General features: G+C 68.8%; 18 protein-coding genes. 11 read left to right on the top strand and 7 right to left on the bottom strand.

Going from position 1 to position 17,450, the window contains the following annotated elements; translation table 11 throughout:
- Positions 1-111: 111 nt before the first annotated feature.
- Positions 112-999 carry a sugar phosphate isomerase/epimerase family protein gene (locus tag RUR49_RS16755; RefSeq protein ID WP_409147527.1) on the bottom strand — a complete coding sequence of 296 codons (888 nt, stop codon included), beginning with the start codon at positions 997-999 and terminating at the stop codon, positions 112-114.
- Between the two features lie 395 nt (positions 1,000-1,394).
- Here RUR49_RS16755 and RUR49_RS16750 point away from each other — a divergent pair, with 395 nt between their 5' ends.
- Positions 1,395-2,240: a sugar phosphate isomerase/epimerase family protein gene (locus RUR49_RS16750; protein ID WP_409147526.1), complete on the top strand. Its 846-nt coding sequence runs from the start codon at positions 1,395-1,397 to the stop codon at positions 2,238-2,240.
- Positions 2,241-2,397: 157 nt separating this feature from the next.
- Positions 2,398-3,084, top strand: coding sequence for an EAL domain-containing protein (locus RUR49_RS16745; protein ID WP_409147525.1), 687 nt, complete (start codon positions 2,398-2,400; stop codon positions 3,082-3,084).
- Between the two features lie 28 nt (positions 3,085-3,112).
- On the opposite strand, the gene RUR49_RS16740 is transcribed toward RUR49_RS16745, so the two are convergent.
- From RUR49_RS16740 to RUR49_RS16730, 3 genes are read right to left on the bottom strand one after another with little or no spacing between them, the layout of a single operon-like run.
- Positions 3,113-3,958 (bottom strand): alpha/beta hydrolase, encoded by an 846-nt coding sequence (locus RUR49_RS16740; RefSeq protein WP_409147524.1) that lies wholly within the window; start codon positions 3,956-3,958, stop codon positions 3,113-3,115.
- Positions 3,959-3,976: 18 nt separating this feature from the next.
- The gene (locus tag RUR49_RS16735; protein WP_409147523.1) at positions 3,977-5,200 is read right to left on the bottom strand and encodes an iron-containing alcohol dehydrogenase; all 1,224 of its coding nucleotides are present in this window, start codon (positions 5,198-5,200) and stop codon (positions 3,977-3,979) included.
- Between the two features lie 54 nt (positions 5,201-5,254).
- Positions 5,255-6,274 carry an Ldh family oxidoreductase gene (locus tag RUR49_RS16730; protein WP_409147522.1) on the bottom strand — a complete coding sequence of 340 codons (1,020 nt, stop codon included), beginning with the start codon at positions 6,272-6,274 and terminating at the stop codon, positions 5,255-5,257.
- A gap of 138 nt (positions 6,275-6,412) precedes the next feature.
- Here RUR49_RS16730 and RUR49_RS16725 point away from each other — a divergent pair, with 138 nt between their 5' ends.
- From RUR49_RS16725 to RUR49_RS16715, 3 genes are all read left to right on the top strand, one after another.
- Positions 6,413-7,072: a GntR family transcriptional regulator gene (locus RUR49_RS16725; protein ID WP_409147521.1), complete on the top strand. Its 660-nt coding sequence runs from the start codon at positions 6,413-6,415 to the stop codon at positions 7,070-7,072.
- 121 nt (positions 7,073-7,193) lie between these two features.
- Positions 7,194-7,781: a DJ-1/PfpI family protein gene (locus RUR49_RS16720; protein WP_409147520.1), complete on the top strand. Its 588-nt coding sequence runs from the start codon at positions 7,194-7,196 to the stop codon at positions 7,779-7,781.
- A gap of 220 nt (positions 7,782-8,001) precedes the next feature.
- Positions 8,002-9,162: a M24 family metallopeptidase gene (locus RUR49_RS16715; RefSeq protein WP_409147692.1), complete on the top strand. Its 1,161-nt coding sequence runs from the start codon at positions 8,002-8,004 to the stop codon at positions 9,160-9,162.
- 21 nt (positions 9,163-9,183) lie between these two features.
- Here RUR49_RS16715 and RUR49_RS16710 read toward each other — a convergent pair whose 3' ends face one another.
- Genes RUR49_RS16710 through RUR49_RS16700 form a run of 3 tightly spaced genes read right to left on the bottom strand, consistent with a single transcriptional unit; the run spans position 9,184 to position 11,681 of the window.
- A complete protein-coding gene (locus RUR49_RS16710; RefSeq protein WP_409147519.1) occupies positions 9,184-9,606 on the bottom strand; it encodes a cupin domain-containing protein in 423 nt (140 codons plus the stop codon).
- Between the two features lie 26 nt (positions 9,607-9,632).
- Positions 9,633-10,475: a phosphoenolpyruvate hydrolase family protein gene (locus RUR49_RS16705; RefSeq protein ID WP_409147518.1), complete on the bottom strand. Its 843-nt coding sequence runs from the start codon at positions 10,473-10,475 to the stop codon at positions 9,633-9,635.
- Positions 10,476-10,481: 6 nt separating this feature from the next.
- Positions 10,482-11,681: a Tm-1-like ATP-binding domain-containing protein gene (locus tag RUR49_RS16700; protein WP_409147517.1), complete on the bottom strand. Its 1,200-nt coding sequence runs from the start codon at positions 11,679-11,681 to the stop codon at positions 10,482-10,484.
- A gap of 132 nt (positions 11,682-11,813) precedes the next feature.
- On the opposite strand from RUR49_RS16700, the gene RUR49_RS16695 reads away from it, so the two are divergent.
- The 6 genes from RUR49_RS16695 to RUR49_RS16670 all read left to right on the top strand — a co-directional run bounded on the left by RUR49_RS16695 (position 11,814) and on the right by RUR49_RS16670 (position 17,404).
- Complete coding sequence (locus RUR49_RS16695) at positions 11,814-12,461, top strand: TetR/AcrR family transcriptional regulator (protein WP_409147516.1); 648 nt, start codon at positions 11,814-11,816, stop codon at positions 12,459-12,461.
- A gap of 328 nt (positions 12,462-12,789) precedes the next feature.
- Positions 12,790-14,100 carry an ABC transporter substrate-binding protein gene (locus tag RUR49_RS16690; RefSeq protein WP_409147515.1) on the top strand — a complete coding sequence of 437 codons (1,311 nt, stop codon included), beginning with the start codon at positions 12,790-12,792 and terminating at the stop codon, positions 14,098-14,100.
- Between the two features lie 125 nt (positions 14,101-14,225).
- The gene (locus RUR49_RS16685) at positions 14,226-15,116 is read left to right on the top strand and encodes a carbohydrate ABC transporter permease (RefSeq protein ID WP_409147691.1); all 891 of its coding nucleotides are present in this window, start codon (positions 14,226-14,228) and stop codon (positions 15,114-15,116) included.
- A 1-nt stretch (position 15,117) separates the two neighbouring features.
- Positions 15,118-16,077: a carbohydrate ABC transporter permease gene (locus RUR49_RS16680; protein ID WP_409147514.1), complete on the top strand. Its 960-nt coding sequence runs from the start codon at positions 15,118-15,120 to the stop codon at positions 16,075-16,077.
- Positions 16,074-16,304 carry a hypothetical protein gene (locus tag RUR49_RS16675; protein ID WP_409147513.1) on the top strand — a complete coding sequence of 77 codons (231 nt, stop codon included), beginning with the start codon at positions 16,074-16,076 and terminating at the stop codon, positions 16,302-16,304. Before RUR49_RS16680 ends, RUR49_RS16675 begins: the two co-directional genes overlap by 4 nt.
- The gene (locus RUR49_RS16670; RefSeq protein ID WP_409147512.1) at positions 16,301-17,404 is read left to right on the top strand and encodes an ABC transporter ATP-binding protein; all 1,104 of its coding nucleotides are present in this window, start codon (positions 16,301-16,303) and stop codon (positions 17,402-17,404) included. The genes RUR49_RS16675 and RUR49_RS16670 overlap by 4 nt, the downstream gene beginning before the upstream one ends.
- Positions 17,405-17,450 lie beyond the last annotated feature (46 nt).

Here is a 17,450-nt window from a genome sequence, read left to right as displayed (position 1 = left end):
GCCCGCGCCGGGAGTCCGGCGCGGCGGTGGTCGGTGGCTGTTGCCTGCATGGTCGCGGTCCTGCCCCAGTCGTTCCCGCCCAGTCGCTTCCCCCAAAGTCGTTCCCGCGGCCTACCGGATGAGCGGCAGGATCGTCTCGGCGGTGATGCGCATCTGGTCGGAGTAGAACTCCTCGGTGAGCAGGCTCGAGCCGTGGTCCTGGATGAACTTCAGCTGCTCGGGCGGGATGTCGACCGGGTTGCGCTCGACCATGTGCGGATACTTGGCCGCCGGGGTGCGGTCGACGGGGGCGACGAACTCGTTCGTCAGCGCGCCGTCGTAGCCGATCTCCTTCAGCGTGCCGACGATCTTCGCCCAGTCGAAATGGCCGAGGCCGGCGGCGAAGCGGTTGTTGTCGGCGACGTGGAAGTCGAACAGGCGCTTCCCGGCGAGCCGGATCGCCTCGTACATGTCCTCCTCCTCGATGTTGAGGTGGAAGGCGTCGAGGCAGACGCCGCACTCCGGCGACACCGCGTCGGCGAGCGCCAGCGCCTGGGCGCAGCGGTTGAACAGGTAGGTCTCGAAGCGGTTGAGCGGCTCGACGGCGATCTTGACGCCTTTCGCCTTGCCGTGGGCGAAGCACTCCTTGGTGGCCTCGACCACCCACTTCCACTCTTCCTCCTCGGTGCCGTCGGGAACGACCTTGCCGACGGTGGCCGGCACGAGGGTGATGATCTCGCCCTCGAGCTCGGAGACCATGGTGATGACGCTCTTCACATAGTCGACCGAGCGCGCCCGCTGGCCCTCGTCCCGGGCGGCGAGGTTGCGCTCGCCGAGCGTCAGCGTCACGGCGCCCCAGCAGCGGATGCCGTGCTCCTTCAGCAGCGCGCGGGTGGTCTTCACGTCATACTGGGCGGGCTCGCCGGAAATCTCGATCGACTCGTAGCCGAACTTCTTGATGCGCTTCAGCGTCATCTCGAGCGGTTCCGCCCGCATCCAGTTGTGCGTGGAAAGATGCATCTGCCCGATTCCTCCCGAGAACCGATCGTGGGTGGGCCCGCAGGCCGTCGGATGGTTTTTCTGGTCGCGAACGCGACGGTCAACTGGTGCGACCAAACCCGTTGGTGGAAGCTCTAGCCCATTCGTGATCATGGTGCAAGGCGGGCGGACGGGATGACCCGTTGCTGCATCACGACATTGATTTAAAACAATTTATCGCAGTTTTCCGTGCCTTGCCAGCGACTAGCAGTCTGCATCCCCGTTGACCCCTCCTGTCCATTTGGTCATACCAGATGCGACGGGCCGTCCCGCGTTCTCACCGGGTTGGCTCACGCTTCCGCAGCGACCGGATAACCGGCGGCGCGCGGCGCAGCCGGCACGATGCCGGACTGCGGGGCACGGGGAGGAAAGCCGCCATGAAGATCGGCATGTGCATGTTCCTGTGGACGACGCGGGTGACGCGGGATCACGAGGCGATCCTGCGCGACCTCAAGGCGACCGGCTTCGACGGCGTCGAGATCCCGATCTTCGAGGGCAGCCCCGACGACTATCGCCGCACGGCAGACCTCCTCGACGAGATCGGCCTGGAGCGGACCGCGGTGTCGGCCATGGGCGATCCGACCAACAACCTCATCGGCGCCGATGCGGCCACGCGGGCGGCAGGCGTCGCCTATATGCGCCGGGTGATCGACTGCGCCGCGGCGCTCGGCGCGAAGACGTTGTGCGGGCCGCTGCACTCCACCCTCGGCCACTTCTCCGGCACCGGGCCGACGGCCGAGGAGTTCGCCCGCTCGGTCGACGTGCAGCGCGCCATCGGCGACCACGCCGCGGCGCGCGGGGTGACGGTCGGGCTGGAGGCCCTCAACCGCTTCGAGTGCTACCTCGTCAACACCATGGACGGGCTGTCGGAGCACCTCGCCGAGATCGGCCACCCGCACATCCGGGCGATGTACGACACCTTCCACGCCAACATCGAGGAAGCCGATCCGATCGGCGCCTTCACCCGCAACCTGCCCGACATCGTCCACATCCACATTTCCGAGAACGACCGCGGCGTACCGGGGCGCGGCAACATCCCGTGGGCGGAGACGTTCGCCGCCATCCACGCCAGCGGCTACGACGACTGGCTGACCATCGAGGCCTTCGGCCGCGCCCTGCCCGACCTCGCCGCAGCGGCGAAGATCTGGCGCGACCTGTCGGAGAGCCCGGAAGCGGTCTACCGCGACGGATACCGACACATCCGGGCGCACCTCGACGCCTGACGGGGCGGCGGACAGCCGCTCGTTGGGCATCTTGGCGCAAGCAAGCCCAGGCAGTACCAAGAGTGGCGGGTGGAAGGAGCGATCGGAAAGTTTCGAGCGAATGGCGAGTGGGTGTCAGGCGTGCCGGGACGGTGCCCGGTTCGAGCAGCCGATTTCGATGGCCTTCCAGCCGATCATCGACGTGGTGGAACGCAAGGTCCTCGCCCAGGAGGCGCTGGTGCGCGGCGCGGCGGGCGAGGGCGCCGGCTTCGTGCTGTCGCAGATCTCCGACGACAGCCGCTATGCCTTCGACCAGCTCTGCCGGACGACGGCGATCGATCTCGCCGCCGGCCTCGGCCTCGCCGACGACGGCGCGCTGCTGTCGATCAACTTCCTGCCCAACGCCGTCTACGAGCCGCGCGCCTGCATCCGCCAGACGCTGCTCGCCGCCGGGCGGGCAAATTTTCCGCTGCAGAACATCCTGTTCGAGTTCACCGAGACCGAGCGCGTCGACACCGCGCACCTGCTCGGCATCCTCAACGCCTACCGGGCGATCGGCTTCAAGACGGCGATCGACGACTTCGGCTCCGGCTATTCGGGCCTGCGGCTGCTCGCCCGGTTCCAGCCGGACTTCGTCAAGATCGACATGGACCTCGTGCGCGACGTCGACCGCGACCGGGCGCGGCGGGCGATCGTCGCGAACGTGCTGCGGATGCTGCACGATCTCGAGATCGCGGTGATCTGCGAGGGCGTCGAGACTGTCGGCGAGTACCGCTGCCTGCGCGATCTCGGCGTGCGGCTGATGCAGGGCTACCTGTTCGCGAAGCCCGCCTTCGCCGCCCTCGCCGAGCCGGACTGGCCGTAGAAACGGTCCGCCGCAGGGTCGCGGCCCGTCAGGGTTGACGGTCCCCCTCCCCTTCGATCAGCGCGACGAGGTGGCGACCTGCCTCTGTCTCCGGCGAGCCGAGATCGAGGGCGCTGCTCATGTGATCGGCGTCGGCGAGGGCCACGGCGACCACATCCGCGCCCTGATCTCGAAGGTGGCCAGCAAAGGCCCTCCCCTGCTCGTGGAACGGCGGCGTCTCGCGGGCGCCCCACAGCACCCGCACGCGGGTGGCCGGGCTGTGGCGGTGGTCGATCGGCGAGAGCGTCGCGACCTCGTCGTCGGTGAGGCCGATCAGGGGCTCTAGGAAGGACGACTGCAGCGGGCGGAGGTCGTAGAGGCCGCCGAGAAGGAGCGCACCGGCGACCGGGTCCGGCTGGTCGGCGGTGAGCAGGAAGGTCGCCAGATGCGCGCCGGCCGAGTGGCCGGAGACGGTGACGCGGGCCGGGTCGCCGCCGTGGTCTGCGATGGTGTCGGCGATCCACCGCCGCGCCCGCCGCACCTGGCCGACGATGTCGGAAAGCCGCACCGCCGGCATCAGCGCGTAGTCGAGCACGGCGGCGATGGCGCCGGCCGCGGTGACGGTGTCGGCGACGAAGGAGAAGTCGTCCTTCGAGAACATCCGCCAGTAGCCGCCGTGGATGAACAGGTGCACCGGCCGGGCCGCATCACCCGCCCCTGCGTGGGTGTCGGGGCCGGGGAAGAACAGGTCGAGCGCCTCGCCCTCGGCGTCGCCGGTGCGCACCGTTACGGTGCGCAGCCGCGCCCGCGTCGCCGCGCTGCGGTCGCGGTAGGCGACGATCTTATCGTCGAAGTCGGCGACGTGGTCGCGGGTGCGGAAGGGGTCCGTGGTCAACGGCTCGGTCTCTCTCGTTCAGCCGACGGCCGACAGGCGCCCCTCATAGGCGGCGCCGACCAGGCGGCGCATCTCGGCGGGGTCGATCGGGCGGGCGTTGTTCTTCACCAGCCGGTCGATGCCACTCGCCTGCTCGGCCGTCCAGTCGAGGCGGTCCGCCGGCAGGCCGAGCGCCTTCAGGTCGGCGGGAATGCCGATCGCCGAAAACAGCCGCGCGACCTCGGCGATCGCGGCCTCGGCCCTGCCCTCAGGGGAGCCGTCGGAGGGCGACAGGCCGAGGCAGTCGGCGATGTCGGCGAACTCGGACAGCGCCGCCGGCCGGTTGTAGGCCATCACGAAGGGCAGCATCGCCGCGACGCCGAGGCCGTGCGGCGTGCCGGTGACGGCGCCGACCGGGTACTGCACGGCGTGCGCCGCGCCGGTGCCGGCGGTGCCGAAGGCGCAGCCGGCGGCGAGCGCTCCCAGCATCACGTCGGCGCGCGCCGCCGCATCCGACCCGTCCGCGCAGGCGCGCTCCAGGCTGGCGCCGAGGAGGCGGATGGCGAGCAGCGCGAAGTGGTCGCTGAGGGCGCTCTTGCCGACGAAGACGCGGCTCTGCGGCAGCGCCGCGTCGGCGTCGCGGCGCACCGCCGTGTAGGCCTCGATGGCGTGGGTGAGCGCGTCCGCCCCGGCGATCGCCGTCAGCCCGCGCGGGCAGGTCATCGTCAGGTCCGGGTCGCAGATCGCGGCGACGGGGATCAGCCACGGGCTGGAGATGCCGACCTTCAGGGTGCGGCTCTCGTCGGAGACGACGGCGACGGGGGTGACCTCGGCGCCGGTGCCGGCGGTGGTCGGCACGGCGACGACCGGTAGCGTCGGGCCGGGGACGCGGAACTCGCCGTAGTAGTCACCGAGCGTGCCGCCGTGGCGGACGAGGAGCGCGGTGCACTTCGCCATGTCGAGGCACGAGCCGCCGCCGATGCCGACGACGACGTCCGGCGCGAAGCCGCGGGCGTGCGCGACGCTGGCGGCGACATTACCGGTCGGCACGTCCGGCTCGACCGCGTCGAAGACGGAGACGGTGAGGGAGGCGGACTCCAGGGCTCCGATCATGCGCGCGAAGGCGTCCGTGCCGGCGAAGCGGGCGTCGGTGCAGACGAGCGCCCGCTTGCCGTGGCGGGCGGTGACGGTACCGACGGCGTCGGACTGGCCGGCACCGAAGAGGATCTCGCGGGGAAGCCGGAGGGCGGCGAACAGGCTCATCGGCTGGGTCCTCGCGCGTGCTGCGGTTTGAGGTGCAGTCGTTTCTGGAAGGCGTCAGGCCGGACAGCCGGCCCGCGACAGGTCGTGCAACGTGGCGAGCAAAGCGGGGGCGATCTCGAAGCCGTCCTGGTCGGCCCGTTCGGCGCGGCGGCGGGCGCCGTCGCCGGGGACGGAGACGGGCACGCCGGCCGTCTCGGGCGGGCTGGCGCGAAGGACGTCGAGGTAGGCGGCGAGCCGCTGCGCGACGCCGGGCGAGCGTGCCGCGTCGATCATGATGAAGACGTCGCCCTTGTTGCAGGGCCGCTCGGCGTCGAGCGTGCCGGCGACGTCGGGGGCGAGCACGCTGTCGGCGAGCGCCGCCACCAGCAGCTCGAAGGCGAGGCCGAGCGCGTAGCCCTTGGCGCCGCCGAAGGGGGCGATGGCGCCGGCCTTTGCCTGCGTCGCATCGGTGGTCGGCCGGCCGTCCGCGTCCTTCGCCCAGCCGGGCTCGAGCGGCGCGCCGGTGGCGGCGTAGTGATGGACCTTGCCCATCGAGACGACGCTGGTGGCGAGGTCGACGACGAACGGCGGCGCATCTGCGACAGGCACGGCGACGGCGACCGGGTTGGTGCCGAGCAGCGCCCGCGTGCCGCCGTGCGGGTGAACCAGCGCTTCGCTGGAGGACAGCGCGAGGCCGATGCAGCCGTGCGCGGCGATCGTCTCGACATAGTGGGCGAGCATGCCGAGGTGGTTGGCGTTGCGGACCGCAGCGACGGCGATGCCGGTTTCGCCGATGCGTTCGGCCAGCAGCCCGATCGCCTTTTCCCCCACCACCGGCCCGAGGCCGTTCTCGCCGTCGCCTGAGAGGAAGGCGGCGGCGCGCCAGACGAACGCGCCCTCCGCCGCCGGGTCGATCAGCCCGCGCTCGATGCGCAGGAGCAGGCGGGGCAGCCGCTGCAGGCCGTGCGACGGGTGACCCTTCCGCTCGGCGCCGACGAGCACGGCCGCCTGCAGGTCGGCGTGCGCTGGCGGAACGCCGCGCTGGCGCAGCAGCAGGGCGGCGAGATCGAGTGCCTCGGGACTGGATATCCGCATCGCCCTACCCAATATCGGATCGTATAGGATATCGTATTGATTGGCGCGGAGCATCGTGCTAGCTGTCTGACCTGTCAAGGGGCGGCCATGCGAAGTGACAGCCGAGCAGCCCCGAAATTCGAGGACCGCCGCGCGGACATGACGGCAATCCAGCGCCATAACGGGTTGGCGGAGAAGGTGTACGAGGCGCTCCTCGCCCAGTTGATGGGCCTGAAGATCGCGCCCGGCGCCCGCATCACCGTCGACAATCTCGTCCGCGAGCTGCAGGTCTCGCACACCCCGATCCGCGAGGCGCTCGGTCGCCTCGAGGGCGAGGGGCTGGTGGTGAAGACCCACCTGATCGGCTACAGCGCCGCCCCGCAGATCTCACGGCGGCAGTTCGACGAGCTCTACGAGCTGCGCCTGCTGCTCGAGCCCGACAGCGCCCGCCGTGCCGCCGAGGCGATGACGGGCGAGCGGCTCGAGGCCCTGCGCGACCTTGCCGACATGATGTCGGGCGGCAGCGACGAGGACGCCCGCCGCCGCTACTCGGCCTTCGCCCGCCAGGACGCCGTCTTCCACGACCGCATTCTGGAGTTCGCCGGCAACGAGCTGATCCGCCACACGCTGGCCCACCAGCACACGCACTTCCACATCTTCCGGCTGATGTTCCACGCCCGCGTCACCGAGGAGGCGCTGACGGAGCACCAGGCGCTGCTGGATGCCTTCACGAGCGCCGACGGCGCCGCCGCCAAGGCCGCCATGCACGACCACATCGCCCGCTCACGTCAGCGGCTGCTGCCGGCCTTCGACCTCTGACGGCGGCGCCCGCCGCCGCCCCGACGACCCGCCGGCCCCGGCCGGTGCATCACGATCCCCCGCCGCGGGGCAACGACAACGCGTAACGCTCTAGAGCGACAGTTTGGGAAGGAACCGTTCGATGCCTGGCAAGAAGATCCTCATGCTGACGGGCGACTTCACCGAGGAATACGAGATCTTCGTCTTCCAGCAGGGCATGGAGGCCGTCGGCCATACCGTCCACGTCATCTGCCCCGACAAGAACGCCGGCGACATCCTGAAGACGTCGCTGCACGACTTCGAGGGCCATCAGACCTATACCGAGAAGCTCGGGCACGACTTCGTCATCAACAAGTCATTCTCGGAGGTGAAGCCCGAGCAGTATGACGCCGTCTACTGCGCCGGCGGGCGCGGGCCGGAGTACATCCGCACCGACAAGCGCATCCAGGCGATCGTCCGGCACTTCCACGAGGCGAACAAGCCGATCTTCACGATCTGCCACGGCGTGCAGATCCTGATTGCCGTCGATGGCGTCGTGAAGGGCAAGCGGGTCGGCGCGCTCGGCGCCTGCGAGCCCGAGGTCCGGCTCGCCGGCGGCGCCTATGTCGACCTGTCGCCGACCGAGGCCCTCGTCGACGGCACGATGGTTTCGGCCAAGGGCTGGACGGCCCTGGCGGCCTTCATGCGCGAGTGCCTGAAGGTGCTCGGCACCGAGATCAGGCACACCTGACGAACGTCGGAGGGCGCCGGTCCGGCGCCCTCCGATGACGGCCGGCGGGCGGGCCGATCGCCCTGCCGCCCGCGCTGGACGACCCGCCAGCGTTGTGCCTAACTGGTCCGACCAGAGAAGGCGTCGCCTCAAGAGGGCGTAAGCCTCGCGGTCATCAGAGGGAGGATCCCACGTGAAGCACGTGCCATCTCAGGCAGGGGCGGCATCGCAGGGTGCGGCGATCCCGGTTCCGTTCGACACGGACCGCCTCGACGCGCTGATGGACGCGGCCGGCATCGACGTCCTGCTCGCCACCTCCAAGCACAACACCCAGTATCTGCTCGGCGGCTACCGGTTCATCTTCTTCTCGGCGATGGATGCGATCGGCCACAGCCGCTACCTGCCGGTCGTCGTCTACGAGCGCGGCAAGCCGGAGAATTCCGCCTTCGTCGCCAACCGCATGGAGGGCGGCGAGCATCACAACCGGCCGTTCTGGACGCCGGCGGTGCACGCCGAGACGTGGGGATCGACCGACGCGGCCACCCGCGCCGCCGACCACGTGGCGAAGCTCGGCAAGGCTGGCGCCCGCATCGGCATCGAGCCCGGCTTCCTGCCGCTCGACGCCTACCGCATGCTCTCCGAGCGCCTGGAGGGCGCGGCCTTCGTCGACGCCACCCACACGCTCGAACGACTTCGGGCGGTGAAGACACCGGCGGAACTGGCGCTGCTGAAGTCCGCCTCGGAGCTCATCACCGAGGCGATGATGGCGACGATCGCCGGTGCGCGCGAAGGCTCCACCAAGACCGACATCATCGAGCGGCTGCGGCGCGAGGAGACCAACCGCGGGCTGCAGTTCGAGTATTGCCTGCTGACGCTGGGGGCGAGCCACAACCGCGCCGCGTCACCGCAGGCGTGGCAGCCGGGCGAGGTGCTGTCGATCGATTCCGGCGGCAACTTCCACGGCTACATCGGCGATCTCTGTCGGATGGGCGTGCTCGGCGAGCCGGACGCGGAGCTTCAGGATCTGCTCGCCGAGGTCGAGGCGGTGCAGCAGGCGGCCTTCTCGAAGATCCGCGCCGGCACCCTCGGCGGCGACGTCATCGCCCACGCGGAGGGCGTCCTGAAGGCCTCAAAGGTCGCGGCCTTCACCGACTTCTTCGCCCACGGCATGGGACTGATCAGCCACGAGGCGCCGTTCCTGATGACCAACCACCCGGTCACCTACGAAGGCGTCGACGCGGCTCACCCTCTGCAGGCCGGCATGGTGCTGTCGGTGGAGACGACGATGCTCCACCCGACGCGGGGCTTCATCAAGCTCGAGGACACGCTGGCCGTCACCGCCGACGGCTATGAGATGTTCGGCGAGGCCGGCCGCGGCTGGAACCGCGGCGGCACCGCCTGAACCGGTTCGAGCAGGTCCGCGTCAGCCCGCCTCGGGCGGGATGATGCGGAAGTCCGGCAGGTCGCGGAGCGCGAGCTCCGGCCCGGCCGGCGAGTAGACGACGAACAGCCGCATCGGCCCCGGGCCGGTGTTGAGGGTCGCGTGGTAGCGGCTCTCGGGAACATAGATCGTGCAGCCCGGACCGACGTCGCGGGTGATCGGACGGCCCTCGTCGTCCTCCACCATCTGCTCGCCGGTGCCGGAGACGACGAAGATGATCTCCTCGGCGCCGGGGTGGTTGTGGCGGGCATGGCCCATCCCCGGCGCGACGTCGACGACGCCACCCGAGAAGCGCCCGGCCCCGTTCACGTCCGGGCCGACCGTCAGAGCCAGCCGACCCCAGTCGAAGCCGAACGCCTCAACCTGGTGCGGAAATGCGAAATACGCGTCACCAGCCTTCGCCATCGTCAGGATCTCCGTCGCTCGGGGTCTCAGGCGCGCGTCTTCAGCGCGAGGGACTTGAAGTGGGCGGTCTGGTCGCGGATCGCCGCCTCCGCCGGCAGCCGCTCCATCGAGCTCGCGCCGTAGAAGCCGTGCACGCCGTCGCAGTGTTCCAGGATGAAGCGGGCGTCCTCGGGCATGGCGATCGGGCCGCCGTGGCAGAGCACGATGACGTCCGCGCGGACGCTGCGGGCCGCCGCCGCGATGGCGTCGATCTCGGTGACGCAGCTCTCCAGCGTCTTCGCCGAGGAGGCACCGATCGTGCCGCCGGTGGTGACGCCCATGTGGGCGACGACGATGTCGGCGCCGGCCTTGGTCATGGCGACGGCCTCATCGGGATTGAAGACGTAGGGGGTGGTCAGCATGTCGAGGCCATGGGCGGTGGCGATCATGTCGACCTCGAGCCCGTAGCCCATGCCGGTCTCCTCGAAGCTCTGGCGCATGGTGCCGTCGAAGAGGCCGATGGTCGGGAAGTTCTGCACGCCGGAGAAGCCCATCGCCTTCAGCTCGGCGAGGAACTGCGGCATCAGCACGAACGGGTCGGTGCCGTTGACGCCGGCGAGCACCGGCGTGCGCTTCACCACCGGCAGCACCTCGACCGCCATCTCCTTCACGATCTCATTGGCGTTGCCGTAGGCGAGCAGGCCGGCGGCGGAGCCGCGCCCGGCCATGCGATAGCGGCCGGAGTTGTAGATGACGATGAGGTCGATGCCGCCGGCCTCCTCCGACTTGGCGGAGAGGCCGGTGCCGGCGCCGCCGCCGATGATCGGCCGCCCCTCGGCGATCAGGGCGCGGAAGCGGTCGAGAAGGTCCTGGCGGGGGATCGCGGGCATCGTGGCTCACCGTTGCGAGATGTCGAGGAAAGTGGTCGCCGCGGCGGCGGCGAAGGCGGGGTCGTTGATGTGCAGCGGCAGCCGCACGATGCGGCGCCGCTCGGTCTGGCGGACGGTGTCCTCCAGGGCGGAGAACAGCACGGCGTCGGCTTGCGGGTCGAAGAACGCGCCGCCGTCGATATCGAGCGACGAGACGCCCTTCTCCGGAATGAGGAAGCGCACCTCGCCATCGCAGGCGTTGAGGCGCTCGCCGATCCAGGCGCCGATGCGACGGCACTCCTCGGCAGTCGTGCGCATCAGCGTGACGTTGGGGTTGTGGCGGTAGAGGGTGCGGTCGCGGAAGACGGCGGGCACGGTGTCGGGGGCCCAGAAGTTCACCATGTCGAGCGCACCGACGGAGCCGACATAGGGAAGGCGCGTGCGAGCGATCGCGCCGAAGCGGTCCTCGGTCGCCGGCAGCACGCCGCCCAGCAGCAGGTCGCACACCTCGGTGGTGGTGATGTCGATGACCCCGGTGAGGAGCCCGCTGTCGGCGAGCTTCTCCATCGAGCGGCCGCCGGTGCCGGTGGCGTGGAAGACCATGCAGTCGTAGTCGGCGCCGAGCCGCTCGACGATCGCCGTGACGCAGGCCGTCGTCACGCCGAACATCGTCAGGCCGATCGACGGCTTGCCGGCTCGCGCAGGAGCCGGGTGACGCGCCATCCCGGCGATCGCCTGGGCGGCGTTGTGCAGGATGACGCGGCTCAGGCCATTGAGGCCGGCCATGTCGGTGACCGCCGGCATGAAGAGGATGTCGGAGATGTCGACGTAAGGGGAGACGTCGCCGGAGGCGAGCGTCGAGACCATCAGCTTCGGCACGCCGTAGGGCAGGCGACGCATGCCGGCGGTGACGATCGCCGTGCCGCCGCCGCCACCGAGGCCGACGATCGCGCCGATGTCGTCGCGGTTCGCGACGAAGCGGGCGAAGGCCTCGGTCATGGCGGCGACCGCCGTGCCGCGGTCGTCGAGGCCGAGCACGGCGCCGGCGCCGTCCGGATGGTGGGCGGCGACCTCGGCCGCGGTGACATCGACGGCATCGCCCGTGAGCGGCCGCGTGCCGACATCCACCCGCACCACGGGCAGCCCTGCGGCAGCCACGAGGTCGGCGAGAAAGGCCAGTTCCTCGGCCTTGGTGTCGTGGGTTCCGACGACGTAGACGCGCCGCACCGTCCCTCCCCGCGGGGCTTCCGGCCTGGTGCCCGTGCCCCGTCCCGTCCATTCCGGCGCGCCCGGCCAAGTCGGCGCAACCCACCAAGTCGGCCCTTGTCAGCACGCATGAGACGACAGTATCGTATTGATATGGTCGTCTCAGGTCAATCGAGCGCCGATGCCGGGGTCCGCGAGCGCGGGCCAAAGGCGCGCACGCGCCGCCTCATGCTGGCGACGGCGAGCCGGCTGATGCAGGCCGGCGCCATCCCCTCGGTGAGCGAGGTGGCGGAGGCGGCCGAGGTGTCGCGCGCCACCGCCTACCGCTACTTTCCGAGCCAGGCGGCGCTGGTCGAGGCGGTGGTCGACGAGGCGCTCGGGCCGATCCTCGACTGGAGCTCCGCCTCGGACGATGCGGCCGAGCGCGTCGCGGACCTGTTGCGCACATCGCTGCCGCGCCTCGAGGCCTTCGAGGCGACCTTCAAGGCGGCGCTGAAGCTCTCGCTGGACGAGTGGGCGCAGCACCGGGCCGGGACGCCACCGGCGGTGCCGCCGTTCCGGCGCGGCCACCGCATCGTGCTGCTGCGCGAGGCGCTGCGTCCCCTTCAGGGGGAACTGCCGCCGGCCGAGATCGACCGCCTCGCCCAGGCGCTGTCGCTGATCTTCGGCGTCGAGGCGCTGGTGGTGCTGAAGGACATGTGGAACCTCGACGGCGGGGCGGCGGCGGAGGTGGCGACCTGGGCCGCCGCAACGCTCGTCCGCGCCGCCGTCGCCGAGCGGGAGAAAGGTCCATCTGGCTAGACCAATTCTTCCCTGAGGGCCGCTTTGCCCGCTGCGGCGGCCGAGCTGGATCGGCGGCCTTGCGGATGGGCGTCCTGAGGTTTTTCCATCAAATACGCGGCGTTACTTGCCTGAATTCTTGATGGAAAGCGGATCCACCCGTGAGTTGAGACTTGACGGAGGCCGTTGATTGGTACTACCAGTTTAGGGAGCGAGTTCTGCCTTCAGGCAACGTCCTGAAGCGGCGCGGGAGGCGACGCAGGCTGCATTCGGGTGGCAAGCTTCGTCGGGCCGGGCGCTTTCGCCGGCAGGCCCGAACGAAAAAACAGAAACAGTGGGAGGACACATGATGGCGCAAGGATTTCTGAAGGGACTGATAGCGGGGGCATCGCTGCTCGGCTTCGTCGGGAGCGCGTCGGCGCAGGAGCTGACGATCTTCTGGGCGGAGTGGGATCCGGCCAACTACCTGCAGGAGCTGGCGAACGAGTACGAGGCCGAGACCGGCGTGAAGGTCACGGTCGAGACCACCCCGTGGGCCGACTTCCAGACCAAGGCGTTCACCGAGTTCAACGCCCGCGGCTCCGCTTACGACATGGTCGTCGGCGACTCACAGTGGATCGGCGCCGCCTCCGAGGCCGGGCACTATGTCGACCTCACCGACTTCTTCAACAAGCACAAGCTGAACGAGACGATGGCGCCCGCCACCGTCAAGTACTATTCCGAATACCCCTCCAACTCCGGCAAATACTGGTCGATCCCGGCTGAGGGTGACGCCGTCGGCTGGTCCTATCGCAAGGACTGGTTCGAGGACCCGAAGGAGATGGAAGCCTTCAAGGCGAAGTACGGCTACGATCTCGCCCCGCCGAAGACTTGGGCCGAGATGCGCGACATCGCCGAGTTCTTCCACCGCCCGGACCAGGGCCGCTACGGCATCGCCATCTACACCGACAACTCGTATGACGGCCTGGTGATGGGCGTCGAGAATGCCATCTTCTCCTATGGCGGCGAGCTCGGCGACTACGTCACCTACAAGGTCGACGGCATCATCAACTCGCCCGAGAACATCGCGGCGCTGGAGATGTATCGCGAGCTCTACGGCTTCACGCCGCCGGGCTGGGCCAAGGCCTTCTTCGTCGAGAACAACCAGGCGATCACCGAGAACCTGGCGGCGATGAGCATGAACTACTTCGCCTTCTTCCCCGCCCTGGTGAATGAGGCGTCGAACCCGAACGCCAAGTCCACCGGCTTCTTCGCCAACCCGGCGGGGCCGACCGGCGCCCAGTTCGCCGCGCTCGGTGGCCAGGGCATCTCGATCGTCTCCTATTCGGAGAACCAGGAAGAGGCCTTCAAGTTCCTCGAGTGGTTCGTCAAGGACTCGACGCAGAAGCGCTGGGCCGAGCTCGGGGGCTACACCTGCAACACGGCGGTTCTCGAGAGCGCCGAGTTCCAGGAGGCGACGCCCTACAACAAGGCCTTCTACGAGACGATGTTCAAGGTGAAGGACTTCTGGGCGACGCCGGAATATGCCGAGCTGCTCATCCAGATGAACCAGCGCGTCTATCCCTACGTGACGGCTGGCCAGGGTACGGCGAAGGAAGCCCTCGACAACCTCGCGGGCGACTGGAACACCACCTTCAAGAAGTACAACCGCTTCCAGTAAGGCGGAACTGACCCTTGCGGGGGGACGGCCTTGCGCCGCCCCCCCGTAGCGGCTTGCACGACGTCGCACCGGAACCGGCGGGCATCGGGCGCTCTGGGAGGAGCAGGGTTTTGACGACTTTGACGATGACGACGCTCGATCCGCACTCGCGGGCGGCGCGGCGGGGCATGAGCGACCTCGCCATCCGGAACCTGTTCATCATTCCGACGATCGTCTTCCTGATCGTCTTCAACATCTTCCCGTTGCTCTACTCTCTCGGCTACTCCTTCACGGACTTCCGGGCCTCGACCAACGCCTCCTGGAACTTCGTCGGCCTCGAGAACTACCGGACGCTCCTCAACGACCCGTTCATCTGGAACAACTTCGCCATCACGGCGAAGTACGTGATCGTCTCGGTCACCGGCCAGGTCATCGTCGGGTTCGGCGTGGCGATGCTGCTCAACCGCGAGATCCCCTTCAAGGGGCTGATCACCACGCTGCTGCTGTTGCCGATGATGCTGTCGATGGCGGTGGTCGGGCTGTTCTGGAAGCTGCTCTACGACCCGTCGTTCGGCATCATCAACTATGCCCTCGGCCTCGGCCGCTTCGAGTGGCTGTCGAACCCCGACGTCGCCCTCTACGCCGTCGCGCTGACCGATATCTGGATGTGGTCGCCCTTTGTCATGCTGCTCTCGCTCGCCGGGCTGTCGGCGGTGCCGAAGCATCTCTACGAGGCGGCGGCAATCGATCGGGCCGGGCCGCTCTACACCTTCTTCCGCATCACGCTGCCGCTGGTCGCGCCGATCCTGATGATCGCGATCATCTTCCGCACCATGGAGGCGTTCAAGACCTTCGACCTCGCCTACATCCTGACGAGCCAGCCGACGACGGAGGTGATCTCGATCCGCCTCTACAAGATGGCGTTCCAGGAATGGCAGACGGGCTTAAGCTGCGCGCTCGCCTACATCATGCTGATCATGGTCATCGCCATCACCAATATCTACGTGAAGTACCTGAACAAAGTGAAGGAGCGCTGAGATGGCCGCCGTTCAGACAACGGGCGAGCGGACGCTCAACAGGCTCGCCATCGTCTCGGTCCTGATCGTGACGATGATCTTCCTGGCGCCGATCTACTGGATCGTCTCGACCTCCTTCAAGCCGCGCAACCTGGCGACGACGGTGCCGCCGACGATCGTCTTCACGCCGGAAATCTCGCCGTTCGTGAAGCTGATGCTGCGCCGCTCGCAGCTGCGCGAGCAGCCGACGCCGGAGGAATATGCCGCCGCCCCGTGGTGGGAGCGCCTCGTCTTCGACGGCGGCGAGAAGGTCGTGCGCGACGGCAAGGGCGAGGTGCAGCTCTCGGGCTATCCCGACCGATTCATGAACTCGCTGATCGTCGCGATCATCTCGACGGTCCTCGCCGTCGGCATGGGCACCTTCACCGCCTACGGATTCTCGAGATTCAAGGTGAAGGGCGAAAGCGACTGGCTGTTCTTCATCCTGTCGACACGCATGCTTCCACCGGTGGTGGTCGCCATCCCGATGTTCCTGATGTACCGGACGTTCGGGCTGAACGACACGCACATCGGGCTGATCATCCTCTACACCGCCTTCAACCTGTCCTTCTCGGTCTGGCTGATGAAGGGCTTCATCGACGAGATCCCGAAGGAATACGAGGAGGCGGCGCTCGTCGACGGCTACACCCGCATGGAGGCCTTCTTCAAGGTGGTGCTGCCGGAGGCGGCGACGGGCATCGCCGCAACCGCCGTGTTCTGCTTCATCACCGCCTGGAACGAGTACGTCTTCGCCCTGATCATGACGCGGCGCGACGCCCAGACGGCGCCGCCCTTCATCCCGAGCCAGGTCGGTTCGGGCCTGCCGGACTGGACGGTGATCGCGGCCGGAACCTTCCTCTTCCTGCTGCCGGTGGCGATCTTCACCTTCCTGCTGCGCCGCCACCTGCTGCGGGGCATGAGCTTCGGAGCGATCCGCAAATGAGCTTCCGGGCGTTCAACCACCGCTTCCTGCATCCGGCGATGCAGGGCCTGATGATCTTCGGGATCATCGCGCTCTGCCAGCCCTGGAACTTCTTCCTGCACCGCTACGGGGTGACTTTGATCCTGATCGGGCTCGTCGGCTTCATGATCACCATCAAGATCCCGCCGCCGCCGCGGCCGGACGCCGAGGGCGAAGGCCACGCGGCACGCGAGGGAGGCCACGGATGACCGAGATCGTGCTTCGGGGCATCCAGAAGTGGTTCGGCCCCGTTCAGGTCATCAAGGACCTGAACCTCACCATCGCACCCAACGAGTTCATCGTCATGCTCGGCCAGTCCGGCTGCGGCAAGACGACGACGCTGCGCGCCATCGCCGGGCTCGAGACCATCGACGAGGGTGACATCCTCATCGACGGCAAGCCGGTGCAGCACCTGAAGTGCTCCGACCGCGACATCGCCATGGTGTTCCAGTCGTTCTCGCTCTACCCGCACATGACGGTCTACGAGAACATCGCCTTCCCGCTGCGTGCCACGCGCATGGCGAAGACCGAGATCGACACCTCGGTGCGCGAGATCGCGCGGGTGCTGCGCATCACCGACCTGCTCGATCGCCGCCCTTCGGCACTGTCGGGCGGCGACATGCAGCGCGTCGCCATCGGCCGCGCCCTGGTACGCCAGCCGAAGGCGATGCTGATGGACGAGCCGATCGGCGCGCTCGACGCCAAGCTGCGCGAGGAGATGCGCGCCGAGATCAAGCGGCTCCACCTCAAGCAGGGGTCGACCACCATCTACGTCACCCACGACCAGGTGGAGGCGATGAGCCTCGCCGACCGCATCGTCATCATGCACGAGGGCGTGCTGCAGCAGGTGGGCTCCCCGGAGGAGGTCTACTCGCGGCCGCAGAACCTGTTCGTCGCGCAGTTCGTCGGCAGCCCGGTGATGAACGTCTCGCCCGCCGCGGTGCGCGACGAGGGCGGTGCCGTCAGCGTCGCCGTCGATCCGGCCACCCCCGGCTTCGCCTTCCCGCGCGAGCTCCTCGGCCGCCTCAACGGCCACGCCAACGGCGGTCTCGCCATGGGCATAAGGCCGGAGGGCGTGCTCGTCTCCCGCGAGGCCCGCGACGGCTACGTCCCGGTCGAGGTGCACCTGATCGAGCCGCTCGGCTCCTACGACATCGTCGACCTCAAGGTGGGCGAGGCGATGCTGAGGGCGCGGACGTCGGCCGGCTTCGTGCCGGCGGCGGGCGAGCGCGTGCACGCCCGCATCGACCCGGCGCAGGCGCACTTCTTCGACACCGCCAGCGGCCAGTCGCTCGGGGTGAGACTGTGATCGCGGACCACCGCCGGAGGTCGCCGGCGCCGGCCGTCCCCGCACC

It is taken from the genome of Pseudoxanthobacter sp. M-2, from assembly GCF_046156265.1.
Taxonomy (GTDB): Bacteria; Pseudomonadota; Alphaproteobacteria; order Rhizobiales; family Segnochrobactraceae; genus CAMDHY01.
The sequence above is the reverse complement of the archived record's forward strand: the minus strand, read 5'-3'. Positions and strand labels throughout refer to the sequence as shown.

Bases quoted from the DNA above. Each gene is read 5' to 3' on its own strand.
- RUR49_RS16755 (WP_409147527.1), bottom strand. From the start codon at position 999: ATGCATCTTTCCACGCACAACTGGATGCGGGCGGAACCGCTCGAGATG.
- RUR49_RS16750 (WP_409147526.1), top strand. From the start codon at position 1,395: ATGAAGATCGGCATGTGCATGTTCCTGTGGACGACGCGGGTGACGCGG.
- RUR49_RS16745 (WP_409147525.1), top strand. From the start codon at position 2,398: ATGGCCTTCCAGCCGATCATCGACGTGGTGGAACGCAAGGTCCTCGCC.
- RUR49_RS16735 (WP_409147523.1), bottom strand. From the start codon at position 5,200: ATGAGCCTGTTCGCCGCCCTCCGGCTTCCCCGCGAGATCCTCTTCGGT.
- RUR49_RS16730 (WP_409147522.1), bottom strand. From the start codon at position 6,274: ATGCGGATATCCAGTCCCGAGGCACTCGATCTCGCCGCCCTGCTGCTG.
- RUR49_RS16725 (WP_409147521.1), top strand. From the start codon at position 6,413: ATGACGGCAATCCAGCGCCATAACGGGTTGGCGGAGAAGGTGTACGAG.
- RUR49_RS16720 (WP_409147520.1), top strand. From the start codon at position 7,194: ATGCCTGGCAAGAAGATCCTCATGCTGACGGGCGACTTCACCGAGGAA.
- RUR49_RS16710 (WP_409147519.1), bottom strand. From the start codon at position 9,606: ATGGCGAAGGCTGGTGACGCGTATTTCGCATTTCCGCACCAGGTTGAG.
- RUR49_RS16705 (WP_409147518.1), bottom strand. From the start codon at position 10,475: ATGCCCGCGATCCCCCGCCAGGACCTTCTCGACCGCTTCCGCGCCCTG.
- RUR49_RS16695 (WP_409147516.1), top strand. From the start codon at position 11,814: ATGGTCGTCTCAGGTCAATCGAGCGCCGATGCCGGGGTCCGCGAGCGC.
- RUR49_RS16690 (WP_409147515.1), top strand. From the start codon at position 12,790: ATGGCGCAAGGATTTCTGAAGGGACTGATAGCGGGGGCATCGCTGCTC.
- RUR49_RS16685 (WP_409147691.1), top strand. From the start codon at position 14,226: ATGACGACGCTCGATCCGCACTCGCGGGCGGCGCGGCGGGGCATGAGC.
- RUR49_RS16680 (WP_409147514.1), top strand. From the start codon at position 15,118: ATGGCCGCCGTTCAGACAACGGGCGAGCGGACGCTCAACAGGCTCGCC.
- RUR49_RS16675 (WP_409147513.1), top strand. From the start codon at position 16,074: ATGAGCTTCCGGGCGTTCAACCACCGCTTCCTGCATCCGGCGATGCAG.
- RUR49_RS16670 (WP_409147512.1), top strand. From the start codon at position 16,301: ATGACCGAGATCGTGCTTCGGGGCATCCAGAAGTGGTTCGGCCCCGTT.